This window comes from Duganella lactea (assembly GCF_009857505.1).
GTDB lineage: Bacteria > Pseudomonadota > Gammaproteobacteria > Burkholderiales > Burkholderiaceae_D > Rugamonas > Rugamonas lactea.
The window spans coordinates 123,562-138,577 of sequence record NZ_WWCP01000009.1 but is presented as its reverse complement, the minus strand read 5'-3'; the positions used below and the strand labels follow the sequence as shown (position 1 = coordinate 138,577).

The window sequence follows — 15,016 nt, the reverse complement described above, 5'->3', positions numbered from 1 at the left end:
TTGCGGCGCCCCGCCGCGTCGCAGCGAGGCGCTCCGTTCATAAAGTGGTGCGGCTTATTTGGTCAGGATGAAACCCTTGAGCTTCGAGAATGCGGTTTCCAGCAGCTCTTTTTGCTGAGCGTAGTGCTTGTCGTAGTAACCGACCGCTGGCGACGCCGACGCTGGGCGACCGGCGTAAGCCAGACGCTGGCCCGATTCCAGGCTCTCGAAGATGTTGTGCTGAATCTGGAACCATGGGCCCTGATTCTGTGGCTCATCCTGTGCCCACACCACTTCGGTCGCGGCCGGGAACTTTTTCAGTTCGGCAGCGAAGGCCTTGTGCGGGAACGGATACAGCTGCTCGATACGCACGATGGCGGTATCGGTCTGGCCGCGCGTTTTGCGTGCGTTGACCAGGTCGTAGTAGACCTTGCCCGAGCAGGCGATCACGCGTTTGACTTTCTTGGCGTCGATGCTCTCGTCCACTTCACCGATCACGGTCTGGAACGCGCCCTTGGCCAGTTCGCTCAGCGGCGAACCCGCGTCCTTGTTACGCAACAGCGATTTCGGGGTCATGATGACCAGCGGCTTGCGGAACTGACGCACCATCTGGCGACGCAGCACGTGGAAGATCTGCGAGGCGGTGGTTGGCTGCACCACTTGCATATTGTTGTCCGCGCACAGCTGCAGGAAGCGTTCAGGGCGCGCCGACGAGTGCTCCGGACCCTGGCCTTCGTAGCCGTGTGGCAGCATCATCACCAGGCCGGACGCGCGGCCCCACTTCACTTCGCCGGAGCTGATGAACTGGTCGATAACCACCTGGGCGCCATTGACGAAGTCGCCGAACTGGGCTTCCCAGATGGTCAGCGTGTTCGGCTCGGCGGTCGAGTAACCGTATTCGAAGCCCAGCACCGCCTCTTCCGACAGCACCGAGTCGATCACGGTGAACGGCGCCTGGCCGTCGGCGACGTTTTGCAGCGGCACGTAGGTGCCGGCGTCCCAACGCTCGCGGTTCTGATCGTGCAGCACGGCGTGACGGTGCACGAAGGTGCCGCGGCCGGCGTCCTGGCCGGTCAGGCGGATCGCGTAGCCCGACGACACCAGCGACGCGAAGCCCAGGTGTTCGCCCATGCCCCAGTCCAGGTTGATTTCACCACGGCCCATGGCGGCGCGGTCAGCCAGCACTTTTTCCACCAGCGAGTGGACTTTGAAACCTTCCGGCACGGTGGTGATGCGCGCGGCCAGACGTTTCAGTTCGGTCAGCGGCACGGCGGTGTCGGCGGCGTCGGTCCACTTCTTGTTCAGGAACGGCAGCCAGTCGACCGCGAACTTGTTCTTGAAGTTGGAGATGACCGGATCGACGGTGTGCTTGCCGGCGTCCATGGCGTCGCGGAAGGCGGCTTGCAGCTGCTCGCCGCCGTCGGCCGGGATCACGTTCTGGGTCGCCAGTTTGTCCGCGTACAGCTTGCGGGTGCCTGGGTGCTTGCCGATTTTCTTGTACATCAGCGGCTGGGTCAGCGCTGGCGTGTCTTGCTCGTTGTGGCCCAGTTTGCGGTAGCAGATGATGTCGACCACGATGTCCTTGCCGAACTCGGCGCGGTAGTCCATGGCGATCTGCGAGGCCAGCACGGTCGCTTCCGGATCATCGGCGTTGACGTGCAGCACGGGCGCTTCGATCATCTTGACCACGTCCGAGCAGTAGATGGTCGAACGGGCGTCGCGCGGGTCGGAGGTGGTGAAACCGATCTGGTTGTTGATGACGATGTGCACGGTGCCGCCGGTGCCGTAGCCACGGGTTTGCGCCAGATTCAGCGTTTCCATGACGACGCCCTGGCCGGCGAACGCGGCGTCGCCGTGCACCAGGATCGGCAGCACTTGCTTGCCGCCGTGGTCGCCGCGGCGATCCATACGGGCCTTGACCGAACCTTCCACCACCGGGTTGACGATTTCCAGGTGCGATGGGTTGAACGCCAGCGACAGGTGGACCGGACCACCAGCGGTCGAGATGTCCGACGAGAAGCCTTGGTGGTATTTAACGTCGCCGGCCGGCAGGTCGTCGCCGTGCTTGCCTTCGAATTCTTCGAACAGGTCTTTAGGCGCCTTGCCCAGGGTGTTGACCAGCACGTTCAGACGGCCGCGGTGGGCCATGCCGATCACGATCTCTTGCACGCCTTTTTCACCGGCGCGCTGGATGATCTCGTCGATCGAGGCGATGAAGGTCTCGCCGCCTTCCAGCGAGAAGCGTTTTTGCCCCACATACTTGGTGTGCAGGTAGCGTTCCAGGCCTTCGGCGGCGGTCAGACGCTCCAGAATGTGCTTTTTCTTTTCCGGCGTGAAGTTCGGGGTCGAGCGGATCGACTCCAGGCGCTCTTGCAGCCAGCGCTTCTCGGTCGGATCGGAGATGTACATGTATTCCGCGCCGATCGAGCGGGTGTAGGTGTCGCGCAGGAAGTTCAGCAGATCGCGCAGGGTCGCGGTCTCGCCACCGAAATAGGTGTTGCTGATGTTGAATACGGTGTCCAGGTCGGCATCGGTGAAGCCGTAGAAGCTCGGTTCCAGCTCAGGAATGTTGGGACGTTCCTGGCGTTGCAGCGGGTCCAGATTGGCCCAGCGAGAGCCCAGATAACGGTAGGCTGCGATCAGCTGGGTAACGGCGACGCGCTTGCGGCCCATTTCAGCGTCGGCGGAGGCGACCACGGTGCGGATCGGGCCGGATTTGGCGCGTTCGGCAAACGAGGCGATCACGGAGGCGTGGGCGACGTCCGGTTTGTTGGAGCCATCGACCGCCGGTACGTGTTGCATGGCGTCGAAGTAGGCACGCCAGTTGTCTGGAACGGAACCTGGGTTGTTCAGATACGCTTCGTACAGTTCTTCAACGTACGGAGCATTCCCACCAAACAGGTAGGAGTTGGACGTATATTGTTGCATCATTCTTGCTCACCTTTCTTCGCGCTTCGCGAGGAATTAGCGGGTTGGTCTAACCTTCCGCGACACGGCCTGACCGGTTAGCGGATTGCACATCAAGTTGTGGGGGAAGGGCTATTGTGTTCGGGTGTTACCTAAAACGGGCCTTCAGCATAGCACCGGTATTGTATCCCAACAATCATTTGTGCGGAAAAATACCAAGCGGTCCTATCCCGTTAATTCTAACTTAAGCCGCGCCGATGCTGGCTTTCGAACCACGTTAGCAATAAGTCCAGCATGGCGCGCAAGGCCGGCGGCATCTGCTGGCGCGAGCTGTAAATGCCGTAAATTCCCATACTTAAGGGAGTGTAGCCAGGAAGCAACGCCACCAGCTTGCCCTCCCGAATCAGCGGCGCGGCGCTGTACAGCGGTTGCAGCGCGATGCCGGCGCCCTGCTCCACCGCTTTCAGCAGAATGAAGTCTTCGTTGGCCGACAGGTTGCCGCTGACCGGCACCGACTGTTTTTCGCCGCTGGCGTCGGTGAACTGCCACAGGCTTTTGCCGAAGTAGGTGTAGGTCAGGCAGTTATGGCCGGCCAGGTCCTGCGGCAGCGTCGGCGTGCCTTGCCGCGCCAAATACGATGGTGCGGCGCACACCACCGACGCGCAGACGCCCAGCTGGCGGGCGATCAGGTTCGGCTCCAGCGTGTTGGTGACGCGCAGCGCGAGGTCGATGCGCTCCTCGATCAGGTTGACGGCGCGGTTGCTCATCTGCAGGTCGACCGAGGTGCGCGGGTAGCGCTGCAGGAACGCGCCGACGGCGCCCAGCAGCTCCGCCTGCGCCAGCGCTTGCGAGCAGGTGATGCGCAGCAGGCCGTGCGGCGTGTCGGCGTCGGCGCCGGCCGCCACCGCCATGTCGTCGGCCACTTCCAGCATGCGGCGGCAACGCGCCAGCGTAACGTCACCGGCATCGGTCAGGCTTAAACGGCGGGTGCTGCGATGCAGCAGGCGGGCCCCGGCCCACGCCTCCATTGCGGCCAGATAGCGCGTGACCATGGCGCGCGACATGTCCAGCGCGTCGGCGGCGGCGATCATGCTGCCGCGTTCGGCAATGCTGACAAACACCCGCGCGGCGGTGATGCGATCCATATATTCATCCGATTCATGCAATTAACAACGCCAGATTAGCGTATTTTTCTATCGGATTGAGCAATTTAAGATGACGTCATTCTTACTTATCTGGAGTGATCATGTTGAAACAAGCCCTGCTGACCACCACCCTCGCCACCGCCGTTGCCGCCCAAGCCGCACCGTTGCAGCTGGAGGTGTTCAATCCCGGCGAGGCCGCCATCTTCCCGGTGGCCTCGGTCATCGTCAGCGGCGACAAGGACGCCGTGCTGATCGACGCCCAGTTCTCGCGCGGCGAGGCGGTGAAGCTGGCCGAGCGCATCCGCGCCAGCGGTAAACACCTGACCACCATCTACATCAGCCACGACGACCCGGACTACTATTTCGGCCTGGACGTGATTCACGCCGCCTTCCCGGAGGCGAAGATCGTCGCCACGCCGGCCGTGATCGCCGGCATCGAGAAGAAGAAGGCCGCCAAGGTTGCCTACTGGGGCCCGATTCTGAAGGAGAACGCGCCACATGAAGTGATCGTGCCGCAACCGCTACAGGGCGACCGCATCACGCTCGAAGGCAAGGCGCTGGACATCAAGGCCGCGCCGCGTGGCTACGTGTGGATTCCGTCGATCAAGGCGGTGGTGGGCGGCGTCACCGTCTTCAACCAGTTGCATGTGTGGACTGCCGACACGCAAACGCCGGCATCGCGCAAGCAGTGGCTGGCCACGCTGGACGGCATCGCGGCGCTGAAGCCTGCCACCGTCGTGCCGGGCCACTTCAAGCCCGGCGCGCCGCTGACGCCGGAAGTGGTCGGCTACACCCGCGACTATCTGGTCAAGTTTGACGCCGAAGCCGCCAAAGCAGCCGACGCGGCCGCGCTGATCAATCGCATGAAACAGCTGTACCCGAACGCCGGCCTGGAAAGCGCGCTGGATATCAGCGCCAAGGTCGCCAAGGGGGAAATGAAGTGGTGAAGTGGTGAAGTGGTAAGGTGAGCCCGGCGGCGCGGTGAAGTGATACACTGCGCCGTCGTTTTCAACCGTCATCTCACATGCATACCCTGGAGCAGTTGCGCGGCGGCGCGCTGGCGGGCATTCAACGCCTGACCTTGCGCTGCGGCCTCACCGAATTCCCGCGCGAAATCTACACGCTGGCCGACAGCCTGGAAATCCTCGATCTGAGCGGCAATGCGCTGTCCTCGCTGCCGGACGATCTGCACCGGCTGCACCAGCTCCGCATCATTTTTTGCTCGGACAATCAGTTTACCGAACTGCCGGCGGTGCTGGGCGCCTGCCCGGCGCTGACCATGATCGGCTTTAAAGCCAACCAGATCCGCCACGTCCCGGCGGCCGCGCTGCCGGCGCAACTGCGCTGGCTGGTGCTGACCGACAACGGGATTGAAGACCTGCCGCCGGCGCTGGGCGAACGCCCACAGCTGCAAAAGCTGATGCTGGCCGGGAACCGTCTGCGCGCCCTGCCCGCTTCGATGGCCGGCCTGCACAAGCTGGAACTGCTGCGCATCGCCAGCAACCAGCTCACCGCGCTGCCGGACTGGCTGCTGTCGCTGCCGCGCCTGACGTGGCTGGCCTACGCCGGCAATCCGTTCTGCGACCAGCGCGAAGACGCCCTCGCCCACACGCCATCGGCCGCCATCCGCTGGACCGCGCTGACGCTGCGCGAAAAACTCGGCGAAGGCGCCTCCGGCGTCATCCACCGCGCCGACTGGCATGCGGAGGCGGGCCTCGCCGCGCCCGGCGCCGGCCAGCCGGTCGCCGTCAAGCTGTTCAAGGGCGCGATGACCAGCGACGGCTCGCCGCTGAGCGAAATGGCCGCCTGCCTCGGCGCCGGCGCGCATCCCAACCTGATCCCGATCCTGGGCCACATCGAAGGGCATCCGGACGACGCCCACGGCTTGGTCATGGCGCTGATCGCGCCCGAATTCGGCAATCTGGCCGGCCCGCCGAGCCTGGAAAGCTGCACCCGCGACATCTACGCCGACGCCAAGCGCTTCTCCCTGGCCGCCGCCTTGAAAATCGCCGGCGGCATCGCCGCCGCCGCCGCGCAACTGCACGCCAACGGCATCCTGCACGGCGACCTCTACGGCCACAACATCCTGTACGACGAGCACGGCCACACGCTGCTGGGCGACTTCGGCGCGGCCTCCTTCTACGACCCGGCCGGTCCGCAAGCCGACGCCTTGCAAACGCTGGAAGTCCGCGCCTTCGGCAACCTGCTGGAAGAACTGCTCGACCGCAGCGACCGGGCGCCGCAAGCATTGCGCGCGCTGCAGGCCGCCTGCCAGCAAGGCGCGCCACGCTTCACCGTCATCAAAGAACAGCTAGACAAGCCATTCTAGATATTTTATTCTACATTCATGAGCACCAAGAACCTGCCCAAACCGACCGCCGCCGAACTGGAGATGCTGCGCCTGCTGTTCGCGCTTGGCCCCGCCACGGCGCGCCAGGCCCACGAAGCCGCGCTGGAAACGCGTCCGGACACCAACTACGCCACCGTCCTGCGCGTACTGCAGATCATGCACACCAAGGGTCTGCTCAACCGCGACGAAAGCCAGCGCGCCCACATCTACTCGCCGGCGCAGGAACAAGGCTCGGTGCAAACCAATCTGCTGAAAGACCTGATCCAGAAAGCCTTCGCCGGCTCCGGCAAGGCGCTGGTCCTGGCCGCGCTGCGCGGCGGCCACGTCAGCAAAAAAGAACGCGAGGAAATCCAGGCCCTGCTCGACCAGGAAAAATAATCAGGCCTGGTCAACGTCGTCGGCGCGTCGGTGGAAATCCCGATTGAAAGGCGCGAGCTGGACAACACGCCGGTCTTTAAAACCGGCAAGCGATACCTCCCCTTGTCCAGGCCTGAGCTTTCCTGCTATTAACACTTTTCCTCCTCGATCAACGCAAAATATCAAAGCCGTCGATACCAAAGGGCCGGAACAGCATGCAGCTTCGCCATGGAGGTTATCGTCCTGCGAAGAGAAAATAGCCAAGATCAATCCATGATCCGACTCGCTCATGGCACCTTTCGTTAGTTGGCGTCAGTCGCGCGCACTCCTGCCTGAGCAAGCGCGCCACCTTCTCGCGACTGATCTTGTTCAGCAAGTGGTCGATGTCGGGCAAGCGCGAAAGTTCAGGCACGTCAGCCTCGCCCAGCGCGGCACCAAAGGCCGCCGCCACACGTTCCAGCATGCGAATAAGCAAAAGTTCACTCTCGGCGGGAGTCAGGCCCGCTATGGCCGGCGCCGCACTCCAACTATCCAAGATGCCTTGAGGCGGCAGCGCCATGGTGGACGCGCTCATTTTCTTAATGACGCCGCGCGAAATGCCTCGTTATTGCATCAAATCTTCTAAAGATGCGATGTCCATGATCGCCCCCTCGCTGTTGGTGAACAAGGATTCGACCGGCACCTCAGCGGTAAGTTCCATCGACGCGTGAAAATGGCCAAGGTTACAATAGTGCCCTTTCTACTGCGTACCGAATCATGAATATCCGTTTCGACTCCTGGCCCAAGCGCGCCCATCCGGTCATCGCCGTCATGCTGGCGGTGGCGATCTGCGCGGTGCCGGTCGTGCTGCCGCACTTTAATCTGGCCAACCTGCCGGCCAATCTATTTGCCTACGTGTTCTGCTGCGTGCTGGCCTACCCGTTCGCCGCGCTGCTGCGTCACCGCATCACCAGCCTGCCGGCGGTGTGGGGCATCGCCGCGCTGCTGTTGCTGGCGGCCTGCTTCTACCACACCAACATCATCGCCGAGACCGCGAATAGCGCCTGGCTGCGGCGGCGCGACGTCACACTCGACAAATTCCTGTTCAATTTGCCGCAATTGACGGTCGGAGTGTTGTGTTGGTGGCTACTTGTGCTGCGTCCAGACCGTCGGCACCGTGGATTGTGATAACCTTTCCACAATCAAACTTCCGCTAGCCTCATGAGTCACAAAACCCGCACAGCCCGCCGCCAAACCGTCCGCCAGCCGGCCGTGCTGACCATGACCGACGAAAGCCGCCACGAAGTCCAGACAGTGGACCTGTCGCACGGCGGCATCAGCCTGCAAACCGACAGCCAGATCCGCCTGGCGCAATACTGCGCCGTTTCCTTCAAAGTCCGGTTGGGCGAGACCGACCACAATGTCCTGGCCATGGGCCAAGTCGTCTACAGCGATCCCGACGCCGAGCTGGGCTTCAAAACCGGCGTCCAGTTCATCCGCATCGACGACAGCAGCCGCGCCGTCTTCCATCAGCTACTGCAAGAAAATCCATAAGCAGCGACCGGTTGCGCAGCGAACAAATTTCCGTTATATTGAACGCAGTTTCGCTATAGCGGATTTTCGCGATAGCGTATCAGCATCAAGAGTCGGTTTAACCGACGCCAACCTGCCTACCCGGGCAAGGTGGAAGCCTTACGGCGATGCGGCCTTTTAACGGCAACGAAGCGGGGTGTGACATGGTTACTCCAAATCGGGCCAAGCTTTCCGGAGAAATCATGACCACGCCTACCTTCCCTACCCAAGACTCCTGCCCGCTGGACCGCCAGTTCCGCATGACGCACACTTTCCATCTGTTGCTGTGTGCAGATGAACCGGCCGCCGCCGAACTGGAATCAACGCTGAAAAATGCCAGCGCGCGCATCGAAAAATGGCTGATCCTGCGCTGCGGTGGCAGCTATTCGCACAGCATCACGGTCGACGGCATCGGCGAAGCGTCCGCCCGCGCCCTGCGCAAAGCGCTGGCCAACCTTGGCAACGGAGTCAGAGTCCACGTCGAACACATGCTGCACTTCGACCGGGCGGCAAAAGCCGCGTAACACCTGCTCATGCTTCACGGAGATTCAGACGCCGTAGCGAGTTCCGGTGACAGGCGAAAAAAAACGGGCCGAAGCCCGTTTTTTTGTTACTGCATGAAACTGCGGATTAACGCTTGTCCAGCGGCGGCACGTCGCGCACGGTCGAGCCGATGAACAGCTGACGTGGACGGCCGATTTTTTGTTCCGGATCGGCGATCATTTCGTTCCACTGGGCGATCCAGCCGATGGTACGCGCCATCGCGAAGATACCGGTGAACAGCGACACCGGAATGCCCAGCGCCGATTGCACGATGCCCGAGTAGAAGTCGACGTTCGGGTACAGTTTGCGCGAGACGAAGTAGTCGTCGTTCAGCGCGATCTTTTCCAGTTCCATCGCCAGCTTGAACAGCGGGTCGTCTTGCAGACCCAGCTCGTCCAGCACTTCGTAGCAGGTTTCGCGCATCAGCTTGGCGCGCGGGTCGAAGTTTTTGTAGACGCGGTGACCGAAGCCCATCAGCTTGACGCCGGAGTTCTTGTCTTTGACCTGGGCGATGAAGGCAGGAATGTTCTCGACCGAGCCGATTTCTTTCAGCATGGTCAGGGCCGCTTCGTTGGCGCCGCCGTGGGCAGGACCCCACAGGCAGGCGATACCGGCGGCGATACAGGCGAACGGGTTGGCGCCCGACGAACCGGCCAGACGCACGGTCGAGGTCGAAGCATTCTGTTCGTGGTCGGCGTGCAGGATCAGGATGCGGTCCAGCGCGCGCACCAGCACGTCGTTGACTTTGTATTCTTCGCACGGATTGCCGAACATCATGCGCATGAAGTTGGCCGAGTACGACAGGTCGTTGCGCGGGTACATGAACGGCTGGCCGATCGAGTACTTGTAGGCCATGGCGACCAGGGTCGGCATCTTGGCGATCAGGCGGATCGCCGAAATCTCACGCTGCTTGGCGTCGTTGATGTCCAGCGAATCGTGGTAGAACGAGGCCAGCGCGCCGACCGTGCCCACCAGCACCGACATCGGGTGCGCGTCGCGGCGGAAGCCGCGGAAGAAGAATTGCATCTGCTCGTGCACCATGGTGTGCTTGCTGACGGTGTCCACGAATTCTTTTTTCTGCGCCGCGTTCGGCAGTTCGCCGTTCAGCAGCAGGTAGCACGATTCCATGAAGTCGGCGTTCACCGCCAGCTGCTCGATCGGGTAGCCGCGATATTGCAGTTCGCCCTTGTCGCCGTCGATGTAGGTGATCGACGAGTTGCACGCCGCGGTCGACATGAAGCCCGGGTCGTAGGTGAACTTGCCGGTCGCGCCGTACAGTTTGCGGATATCGATCACGTCAGGACCGACGCTGCCTTTGTAGATCGGGAATTCGACCGATGCGCTGCCATCGGAGAACGATAGAGTGGCTTTGTTATCAGAGATATTCATGGACTCGTCCTTCTTGGAGAGATGATGCAAGTAAAAAGAAACTGGGTGTGCAGCTTACGCCAGACGCAACTGCTGCAACAACGCGCGAACGTGCGGCAGGTCAATTTCGCCTTCCGGCTCTTTGCGGGCCAGTACCAGATCCATCAGGGCATTGTCCGACAAGTCGAGGAGCCGCGTGAGTGCGTCCACTTCGTCGTCGGTCAATTCAGTTTCACGCGCATCCAGAAAACGGGTGAGGATGATGTCGTTTTCCAGCAGACCCCGGCGGGCGCGCCAGCGCAGGCGGGCGCGATTGGCTGGGTCGGACTGATGCGCGGCGTGATTCGTTTCAGTCATAAGTTTGTTACTTTACACTGTGCGCGCCGTTCTTGCTGGAGCGCGGATTCTAAAACGGTGAAACAAAAACGGGCGGCGCTGATGCCGCCGCCCGCGGGGTGCGCGCGTTAGATTGCGCGGCGGACCATCAACTCTTTGATTTTGCCGATCGCCTTGTTCGGGTTCAGACCTTTCGGGCAGACATCGACGCAGTTCATGATCGAGTGGCAGCGGAACAGGCGGTACGGGTCTTCCAGGTTGTCCAGACGCTGGCCGGTGGCTTCGTCGCGCGAGTCGGCGATGAAGCGGTAGGCTTGCAGCAGGCCGGCCGGGCCGACGAACTTGTCCGGGTTCCACCAGAACGACGGGCACGAGGTCGAGCAGCAGGCGCACAGGATGCACTCGTACAGGCCGTCGAGCTCTTCGCGCTGCTCCGGGGTTTGCAGGCGTTCTTTTTCAGGGCGGATCGATTCGTTGATCAGGTACGGCTTGATCGAATCGTACTGCTTGAAGAACTGGGTCATGTCGACGATCAGGTCGCGGATCACCGGCAGGCCTGGCAGCGGACGCAGCACGATCGGCTCGGTCAGCTCGTTCAGGTTGGTGGTGCAGGCCAGGCCGTTCTTGCCGTTGATGTTCATCGCGTCCGAACCGCACACGCCTTCGCGGCACGAGCGGCGCAGGGCCAGCGAGTCATCGACGTCGGACTTGATGCGTTGCAGCGCGTCCAGCAGCATCTTGTCGGTGTCTTTCAGCTCGACGGTGACGTCCTGCATGTACGGCTTGGCGTCACGGTCCGGATCGTAACGGTAGATTTTCAGTTTGAGAGTGCGTGCCATGTTGTATAGCCTTAGAAAGTACGTGGTTTCGGTTTGAAGGTATCAACCGTCAGCGGCTTGGTCACCACCGCCTTGTAATCGAGGCGGTTGCCTTCCGAGTACCACAGGGTATGCTTCATCCAGTTGTCGTCGTCGCGGTGCGGGTAGTCATCCTGCGCGTGGGCGCCGCGCGATTCCTTGCGGGCAGCGGCCGAGACGATGGTGGCTTTCGCGGTCTCGATCAGGTTGTCCAGTTCCAGCGCTTCCACGCGGGCGGTGTTGAACACCTTGGACTTGTCCTGGAACGACACGTGTTTGCGGCGCTCGTCCAGCTTCATGATCTCTTCGACGCCCTTGTTCAGCATCTCGTCGGTGCGGAACACGCCGCAGTATTTCTGCATCGCGGCGCGGATGTCGTTGGCCACGCCCTGCACTTTTTCGCCGCCGGTCGAGGTTTCCAGCTGGTTCAGGCGGTTCATCGCGAAGTCGGCCGCGTCTTTCGGCAGCGGCTTGTTTTCCTTCTGCTTCAGGTTCGACGCCACCACGTGGTTGCCGGCCGCGCGGCCGAACACCACCAGATCCAGCAGCGAGTTGGTGCCCAGGCGGTTGGCGCCGTGCACCGACACGCAGGCGCATTCGCCGATCGCGTACAGGCCGTTGACCACTTTCTGCGTGCCGTCGCCGTTCGGCGTGACAACCTGACCGTGGATGTTGGTCGGGATACCGCCCATCTGGTAGTGGATGGTTGGCACGACCGGAATCGGTTCCTTGGTGGCGTCGACGTTGGCGAACTTGTGGCCGATTTCCAGAATCGACGGCAGACGCTTCTCGATGGTGTCCTTGCCGATGTGGCGCAGGTCCAGCATGACGTGGTCCTTGTTCGGACCGCAGCCGCGGCCTTCCTTGATCTCCTGGTCCATCGAACGGGACACGAAGTCGCGCGGCGCCAGATCCTTCAGCGTCGGCGCATAGCGCTCCATGAAGCGTTCGCCTTCCGAGTTGATCAGGATACCGCCCTCGCCGCGCACCCCTTCGGTGATCAGCACGCCGGCGCCGGCCACGCCGGTCGGGTGGAACTGCCAGAACTCCATGTCCTGCAGCGGCAGGCCGGCGCGTGCCGCCATGCCCATGCCGTCGCCGGTGTTGATGAAGGCGTTTGTCGAGGCGGCGAAGATACGGCCGGCGCCACCGGTGGCGAAGATCGTGGTCTTGGCTTCCAGGATCATGGTCTCGCCGGTTTCCATTTCCAGCGCGACCACGCCGACCACGTCGCCTTCGGCGTCGCGGATCAGGTCCAGCGCCATCCACTCGACGAAGAAGTGGGTGCGGGCCTTGACGTTGCGCTGATACAGCGTGTGCAGCAGCGCGTGGCCGGTACGGTCGGCCGCGGCGCAGGCGCGCTGCACGGCTTTTTCACCGAAGTTGGCGGTGTGGCCGCCGAACGGACGCTGATAGATGGTGCCGTCCGGATTGCGGTCGAACGGCATGCCGAAGTGTTCCAGCTCGTAGACGACCTTCGGTGCTTCGCGGCACATGAATTCGATCGCATCCTGGTCGCCCAGGTAGTCGCCACCTTTGACGGTGTCGAACATGTGCCAGAACCAGTTGTCTTCGGCCATATTGCCCAGCGAAGCGCCGATGCCGCCCTGCGCGGCGACGGTGTGCGAGCGGGTTGGGAAGACTTTCGACAGCACGGCGACGTTCAGGCCGGCTTCGGCCAGTTGCAGCGATGCGCGCATGCCGGAGCCGCCGGCGCCGACGATGACCGCGTCAAAGCGGCGGGTTGGAATACCAGTTTTAATAGCTGCCACGATTACACACTCCAGATAATTTGAATCGACCACACGGCGCAGCCGATCAGCCAGGCGATGGTGGCGATTTGCAGGAACAGGCGCAGACCGACGGCGCGCACATAGTCCATCCACACGTCGCGCATGCCGACCCAGGCGTGGTAGAACAGGCCGATCAGCGTCACGGCGGTGATCAGTTTGAACCACTGCTGGGCGAACAGGCCGGCCCAGCCTTCATAGCTGAAGTTCTGGCCGGTGAGGAAGGACAGCAGCAGGATGGCGGTGTACAACACCATGATGACTGCGGTGACGCGCTGCACCAGCCAGTCCTTGACGCCATAGTGGGCGCCGACCACGCGGCGCTTAGGGCCGATACCGTTATCGTTGATGGACATCTCAGAATACTCCAAACAGTTTCAGGGCGATCAGGGCGGTCAGCACCAGGCTGATGACCAGGACAGTGATCGACGATTTACGCGCGGAATGCTTGTCCAGGCCAATGTGCAGGTCCATCACCAGGTGACGGATGCCGGCGCACATGTGGTGCAGGAAGCTCCAGGTCAGGCCGACAATGATCAGCTTGACCAGCGGGTAGGTCACGAAACCTTCGTAGTAAGCGAAAGAGATCTCGGAGCGCAGGGAATTCTGCAAGAGATACAGCACGAAGGGCAGCAGCAGGAACATGCCGACACCGGAAATACGGTGCAGAATCGACACATAAGCGGCTGGCGTCATGCGGTAGTTGGACAGTTCGGTAACATGAATGTTACGGAACTCTGGCCGTTCTTTTTTAGGGGCTTCCCTTACGGCTTCTGACATAACAAGACCTCCTCAGGCTAATACAAAATTTTGGTAAGACTGCGATTTTCGCCGATTTCCACTCTCACAACCAATATCTATTGTTACATAGAATAAAAATAGTGGTTGGCGGCACAACGGGGGTGACTACTTCTGTAGTTCAACGTATTATCAGCGCAACATTACAGGCGTATGACCGGCGCCCGCCGCGCTGTGTCTCCTTCAATTCAACTCGTTGTGATAGTGATGGCGCTCGGTCAGGTACAGGCCGCGGCGCAGCTCGACCGGCTTGTCGCCATACGTAAACGACACCCGCTCCGACGCCAGCAATGGCGTGTTCGCGGCAACTTTCAACAGCGCGGCGTCGCCCTCGGCGGCGCAGACGGCGCGGATTTTTTCGGTGGCACGGATCATGCGCGTGCCGAATTCGGATTCAAACAGGCCGTACATCGGCCCCTTATACTCTTCCAGGCGCTCCGCCGTCAGCCCCTTGAAGGCCAGACCCGGCAGCCACAGCTCCTCGACGATGGTCGGCACGCCGTCGAAATGCTGCACGCGTTTAATGAAAATGACGGCATCGCCGGACTTCAGGTCCAGCAGGCGCGCCACGTCGGCGGGCGCGCGCATGCGCTTGACTTCGATGAACTGGCTGACGCCGGGATGCGGCACGCCCTCGTCGGGCATCAGCCGCAGGAAGCGGAACTGCGCGCGCTCCTCGTGGTGGGTGGCGACGAACGTGCCCTTGCCCTGCTTGCGCATCACCAGGTTTTCGGCGGCCAGCTCGTCGATCGCCTTGCGCACGGTGCCCTGGCTGACCTTGAAGCGGTTGGCCAGTTCGACTTCGCTGGGGATCAGTTCACCCGGCTTCCATTCGCCGGACTGCAGGCTTTTGGTGATCAGCGCCTTGATTTGCTGGTACAGCGGGGAAAAAGTAGGCGACACCGCCGCAGCACTACCGCCGCTGACAGCGGTAGTATTGTGGTTCGGATTAGGTGGCGCGGAACTCATAGACCGAGATTTCACCACAAATGAACAGTGCCGTCCAGAAAAAACGGCAATAAGTTATCTGTCTTA

Annotated in this window: 17 protein-coding genes and 1 riboswitch; of the genes, 7 read left to right on the top strand and 10 right to left on the bottom strand. The window is 61.7% G+C overall.

Going from position 1 to position 15,016, the window contains the following annotated elements:
• Positions 1-54: 54 nt before the first annotated feature.
• The gene (locus GTP44_RS10400) at positions 55-2,910 is read right to left on the bottom strand and encodes a 2-oxoglutarate dehydrogenase E1 component (RefSeq protein ID WP_160991661.1); all 2,856 of its coding nucleotides are present in this window, start codon (positions 2,908-2,910) and stop codon (positions 55-57) included.
• 215 nt (positions 2,911-3,125) lie between these two features.
• On the bottom strand, positions 3,126-4,031 hold the full coding sequence (locus tag GTP44_RS10395) for a LysR family transcriptional regulator (RefSeq protein WP_161019366.1): 906 nt from the start codon (positions 4,029-4,031) through the stop codon (positions 3,126-3,128).
• A 101-nt stretch (positions 4,032-4,132) separates the two neighbouring features.
• Between GTP44_RS10395 and GTP44_RS10390 the strand changes: the two genes are divergently transcribed.
• From GTP44_RS10390 to GTP44_RS10380, 3 genes are all read left to right on the top strand, one after another.
• Positions 4,133-4,978, top strand: coding sequence for an MBL fold metallo-hydrolase (locus GTP44_RS10390; RefSeq protein WP_161019365.1), 846 nt, complete (start codon positions 4,133-4,135; stop codon positions 4,976-4,978).
• A 77-nt stretch (positions 4,979-5,055) separates the two neighbouring features.
• The gene (locus tag GTP44_RS10385; RefSeq protein WP_161019364.1) at positions 5,056-6,360 is read left to right on the top strand and encodes a leucine-rich repeat-containing protein kinase family protein; all 1,305 of its coding nucleotides are present in this window, start codon (positions 5,056-5,058) and stop codon (positions 6,358-6,360) included.
• A gap of 18 nt (positions 6,361-6,378) precedes the next feature.
• On the top strand, positions 6,379-6,759 hold the full coding sequence (locus tag GTP44_RS10380) for a BlaI/MecI/CopY family transcriptional regulator (protein ID WP_161019363.1): 381 nt from the start codon (positions 6,379-6,381) through the stop codon (positions 6,757-6,759).
• 214 nt (positions 6,760-6,973) lie between these two features.
• Here GTP44_RS10380 and GTP44_RS10375 read toward each other — a convergent pair whose 3' ends face one another.
• Entirely contained in the window at positions 6,974-7,297 is a 324-nt protein-coding gene (locus GTP44_RS10375; RefSeq protein WP_161019362.1) for a hypothetical protein, read from the bottom strand.
• Between GTP44_RS10375 and GTP44_RS10370 the strand changes: the two genes are divergently transcribed.
• From GTP44_RS10370 to GTP44_RS10355, 4 genes are all read left to right on the top strand, one after another.
• Positions 7,296-7,448 carry a hypothetical protein gene (locus tag GTP44_RS10370; protein WP_161019361.1) on the top strand — a complete coding sequence of 51 codons (153 nt, stop codon included), beginning with the start codon at positions 7,296-7,298 and terminating at the stop codon, positions 7,446-7,448. The two genes, GTP44_RS10375 and GTP44_RS10370, sit on opposite strands and share 2 nt — an antisense overlap.
• Before the next feature lie 46 nt (positions 7,449-7,494).
• On the top strand, positions 7,495-7,905 hold the full coding sequence (locus GTP44_RS10365; protein WP_160991655.1) for a hypothetical protein: 411 nt from the start codon (positions 7,495-7,497) through the stop codon (positions 7,903-7,905).
• A 33-nt stretch (positions 7,906-7,938) separates the two neighbouring features.
• Entirely contained in the window at positions 7,939-8,271 is a 333-nt protein-coding gene (locus GTP44_RS10360) for a PilZ domain-containing protein (RefSeq protein WP_160991654.1), read from the top strand.
• Between the two features lie 77 nt (positions 8,272-8,348).
• Positions 8,349-8,451, top strand: a riboswitch (SAM-I-IV-variant riboswitch).
• Between the two features lie 41 nt (positions 8,452-8,492).
• Positions 8,493-8,813, top strand: a complete 321-nt coding sequence (locus GTP44_RS10355) for a hypothetical protein (RefSeq protein ID WP_161019360.1) — start codon at positions 8,493-8,495, stop codon at positions 8,811-8,813.
• Positions 8,814-8,919: 106 nt separating this feature from the next.
• On the opposite strand, the gene gltA is transcribed toward GTP44_RS10355, so the two are convergent.
• The 7 genes from gltA to GTP44_RS10320 all read right to left on the bottom strand — a co-directional run bounded on the left by gltA (position 8,920) and on the right by GTP44_RS10320 (position 14,950).
• Positions 8,920-10,221 carry a citrate synthase gene (gltA, locus tag GTP44_RS10350; protein ID WP_161019359.1) on the bottom strand — a complete coding sequence of 434 codons (1,302 nt, stop codon included), beginning with the start codon at positions 10,219-10,221 and terminating at the stop codon, positions 8,920-8,922.
• Positions 10,222-10,275: 54 nt separating this feature from the next.
• Entirely contained in the window at positions 10,276-10,557 is a 282-nt protein-coding gene (locus GTP44_RS10345; RefSeq protein WP_160991649.1) for an FAD assembly factor SdhE, read from the bottom strand.
• Positions 10,558-10,664: 107 nt separating this feature from the next.
• Complete coding sequence (locus GTP44_RS10340) at positions 10,665-11,375, bottom strand: succinate dehydrogenase iron-sulfur subunit (RefSeq protein ID WP_160991648.1); 711 nt, start codon at positions 11,373-11,375, stop codon at positions 10,665-10,667.
• 11 nt (positions 11,376-11,386) lie between these two features.
• The gene (gene sdhA / locus GTP44_RS10335) at positions 11,387-13,165 is read right to left on the bottom strand and encodes a succinate dehydrogenase flavoprotein subunit (RefSeq protein WP_160991647.1); all 1,779 of its coding nucleotides are present in this window, start codon (positions 13,163-13,165) and stop codon (positions 11,387-11,389) included.
• Positions 13,166-13,167: 2 nt separating this feature from the next.
• On the bottom strand, positions 13,168-13,539 hold the full coding sequence (sdhD, locus tag GTP44_RS10330) for a succinate dehydrogenase, hydrophobic membrane anchor protein (RefSeq protein WP_161019358.1): 372 nt from the start codon (positions 13,537-13,539) through the stop codon (positions 13,168-13,170).
• A gap of 1 nt (position 13,540) precedes the next feature.
• Positions 13,541-13,963 carry a succinate dehydrogenase, cytochrome b556 subunit gene (gene sdhC, locus GTP44_RS10325; protein WP_160991645.1) on the bottom strand — a complete coding sequence of 141 codons (423 nt, stop codon included), beginning with the start codon at positions 13,961-13,963 and terminating at the stop codon, positions 13,541-13,543.
• A 201-nt stretch (positions 13,964-14,164) separates the two neighbouring features.
• Complete coding sequence (locus tag GTP44_RS10320; protein ID WP_161019357.1) at positions 14,165-14,950, bottom strand: GntR family transcriptional regulator; 786 nt, start codon at positions 14,948-14,950, stop codon at positions 14,165-14,167.
• Positions 14,951-15,016: the final 66 nt, after the last annotated feature.

What these genes read in the sequence shown, in the direction of transcription:
- GTP44_RS10360 (WP_160991654.1), top strand. Translation starts at nt 7,939, where the DNA reads ATGAGTCACAAAACCCGCACAGCCCGCCGCCAAACCGTCCGCCAGCCG.
- sdhD (WP_161019358.1), bottom strand. Translation starts at nt 13,539, where the DNA reads ATGTCCATCAACGATAACGGTATCGGCCCTAAGCGCCGCGTGGTCGGC.
- GTP44_RS10355 (WP_161019360.1), top strand. Translation starts at nt 8,493, where the DNA reads ATGACCACGCCTACCTTCCCTACCCAAGACTCCTGCCCGCTGGACCGC.
- GTP44_RS10390 (WP_161019365.1), top strand. Translation starts at nt 4,133, where the DNA reads ATGTTGAAACAAGCCCTGCTGACCACCACCCTCGCCACCGCCGTTGCC.
- GTP44_RS10370 (WP_161019361.1), top strand. Translation starts at nt 7,296, where the DNA reads ATGGTGGACGCGCTCATTTTCTTAATGACGCCGCGCGAAATGCCTCGT.
- GTP44_RS10385 (WP_161019364.1), top strand. Translation starts at nt 5,056, where the DNA reads ATGCATACCCTGGAGCAGTTGCGCGGCGGCGCGCTGGCGGGCATTCAA.
- GTP44_RS10365 (WP_160991655.1), top strand. Translation starts at nt 7,495, where the DNA reads ATGAATATCCGTTTCGACTCCTGGCCCAAGCGCGCCCATCCGGTCATC.
- GTP44_RS10375 (WP_161019362.1), bottom strand. Translation starts at nt 7,297, where the DNA reads ATGGCGCTGCCGCCTCAAGGCATCTTGGATAGTTGGAGTGCGGCGCCG.
- GTP44_RS10395 (WP_161019366.1), bottom strand. Translation starts at nt 4,031, where the DNA reads ATGGATCGCATCACCGCCGCGCGGGTGTTTGTCAGCATTGCCGAACGC.
- GTP44_RS10400 (WP_160991661.1), bottom strand. Translation starts at nt 2,910, where the DNA reads ATGATGCAACAATATACGTCCAACTCCTACCTGTTTGGTGGGAATGCT.
- GTP44_RS10380 (WP_161019363.1), top strand. Translation starts at nt 6,379, where the DNA reads ATGAGCACCAAGAACCTGCCCAAACCGACCGCCGCCGAACTGGAGATG.
- sdhC (WP_160991645.1), bottom strand. Translation starts at nt 13,963, where the DNA reads ATGTCAGAAGCCGTAAGGGAAGCCCCTAAAAAAGAACGGCCAGAGTTC.
- GTP44_RS10345 (WP_160991649.1), bottom strand. Translation starts at nt 10,557, where the DNA reads ATGACTGAAACGAATCACGCCGCGCATCAGTCCGACCCAGCCAATCGC.
- GTP44_RS10320 (WP_161019357.1), bottom strand. Translation starts at nt 14,950, where the DNA reads ATGAGTTCCGCGCCACCTAATCCGAACCACAATACTACCGCTGTCAGC.
- GTP44_RS10340 (WP_160991648.1), bottom strand. Translation starts at nt 11,375, where the DNA reads ATGGCACGCACTCTCAAACTGAAAATCTACCGTTACGATCCGGACCGT.
- gltA (WP_161019359.1), bottom strand. Translation starts at nt 10,221, where the DNA reads ATGAATATCTCTGATAACAAAGCCACTCTATCGTTCTCCGATGGCAGC.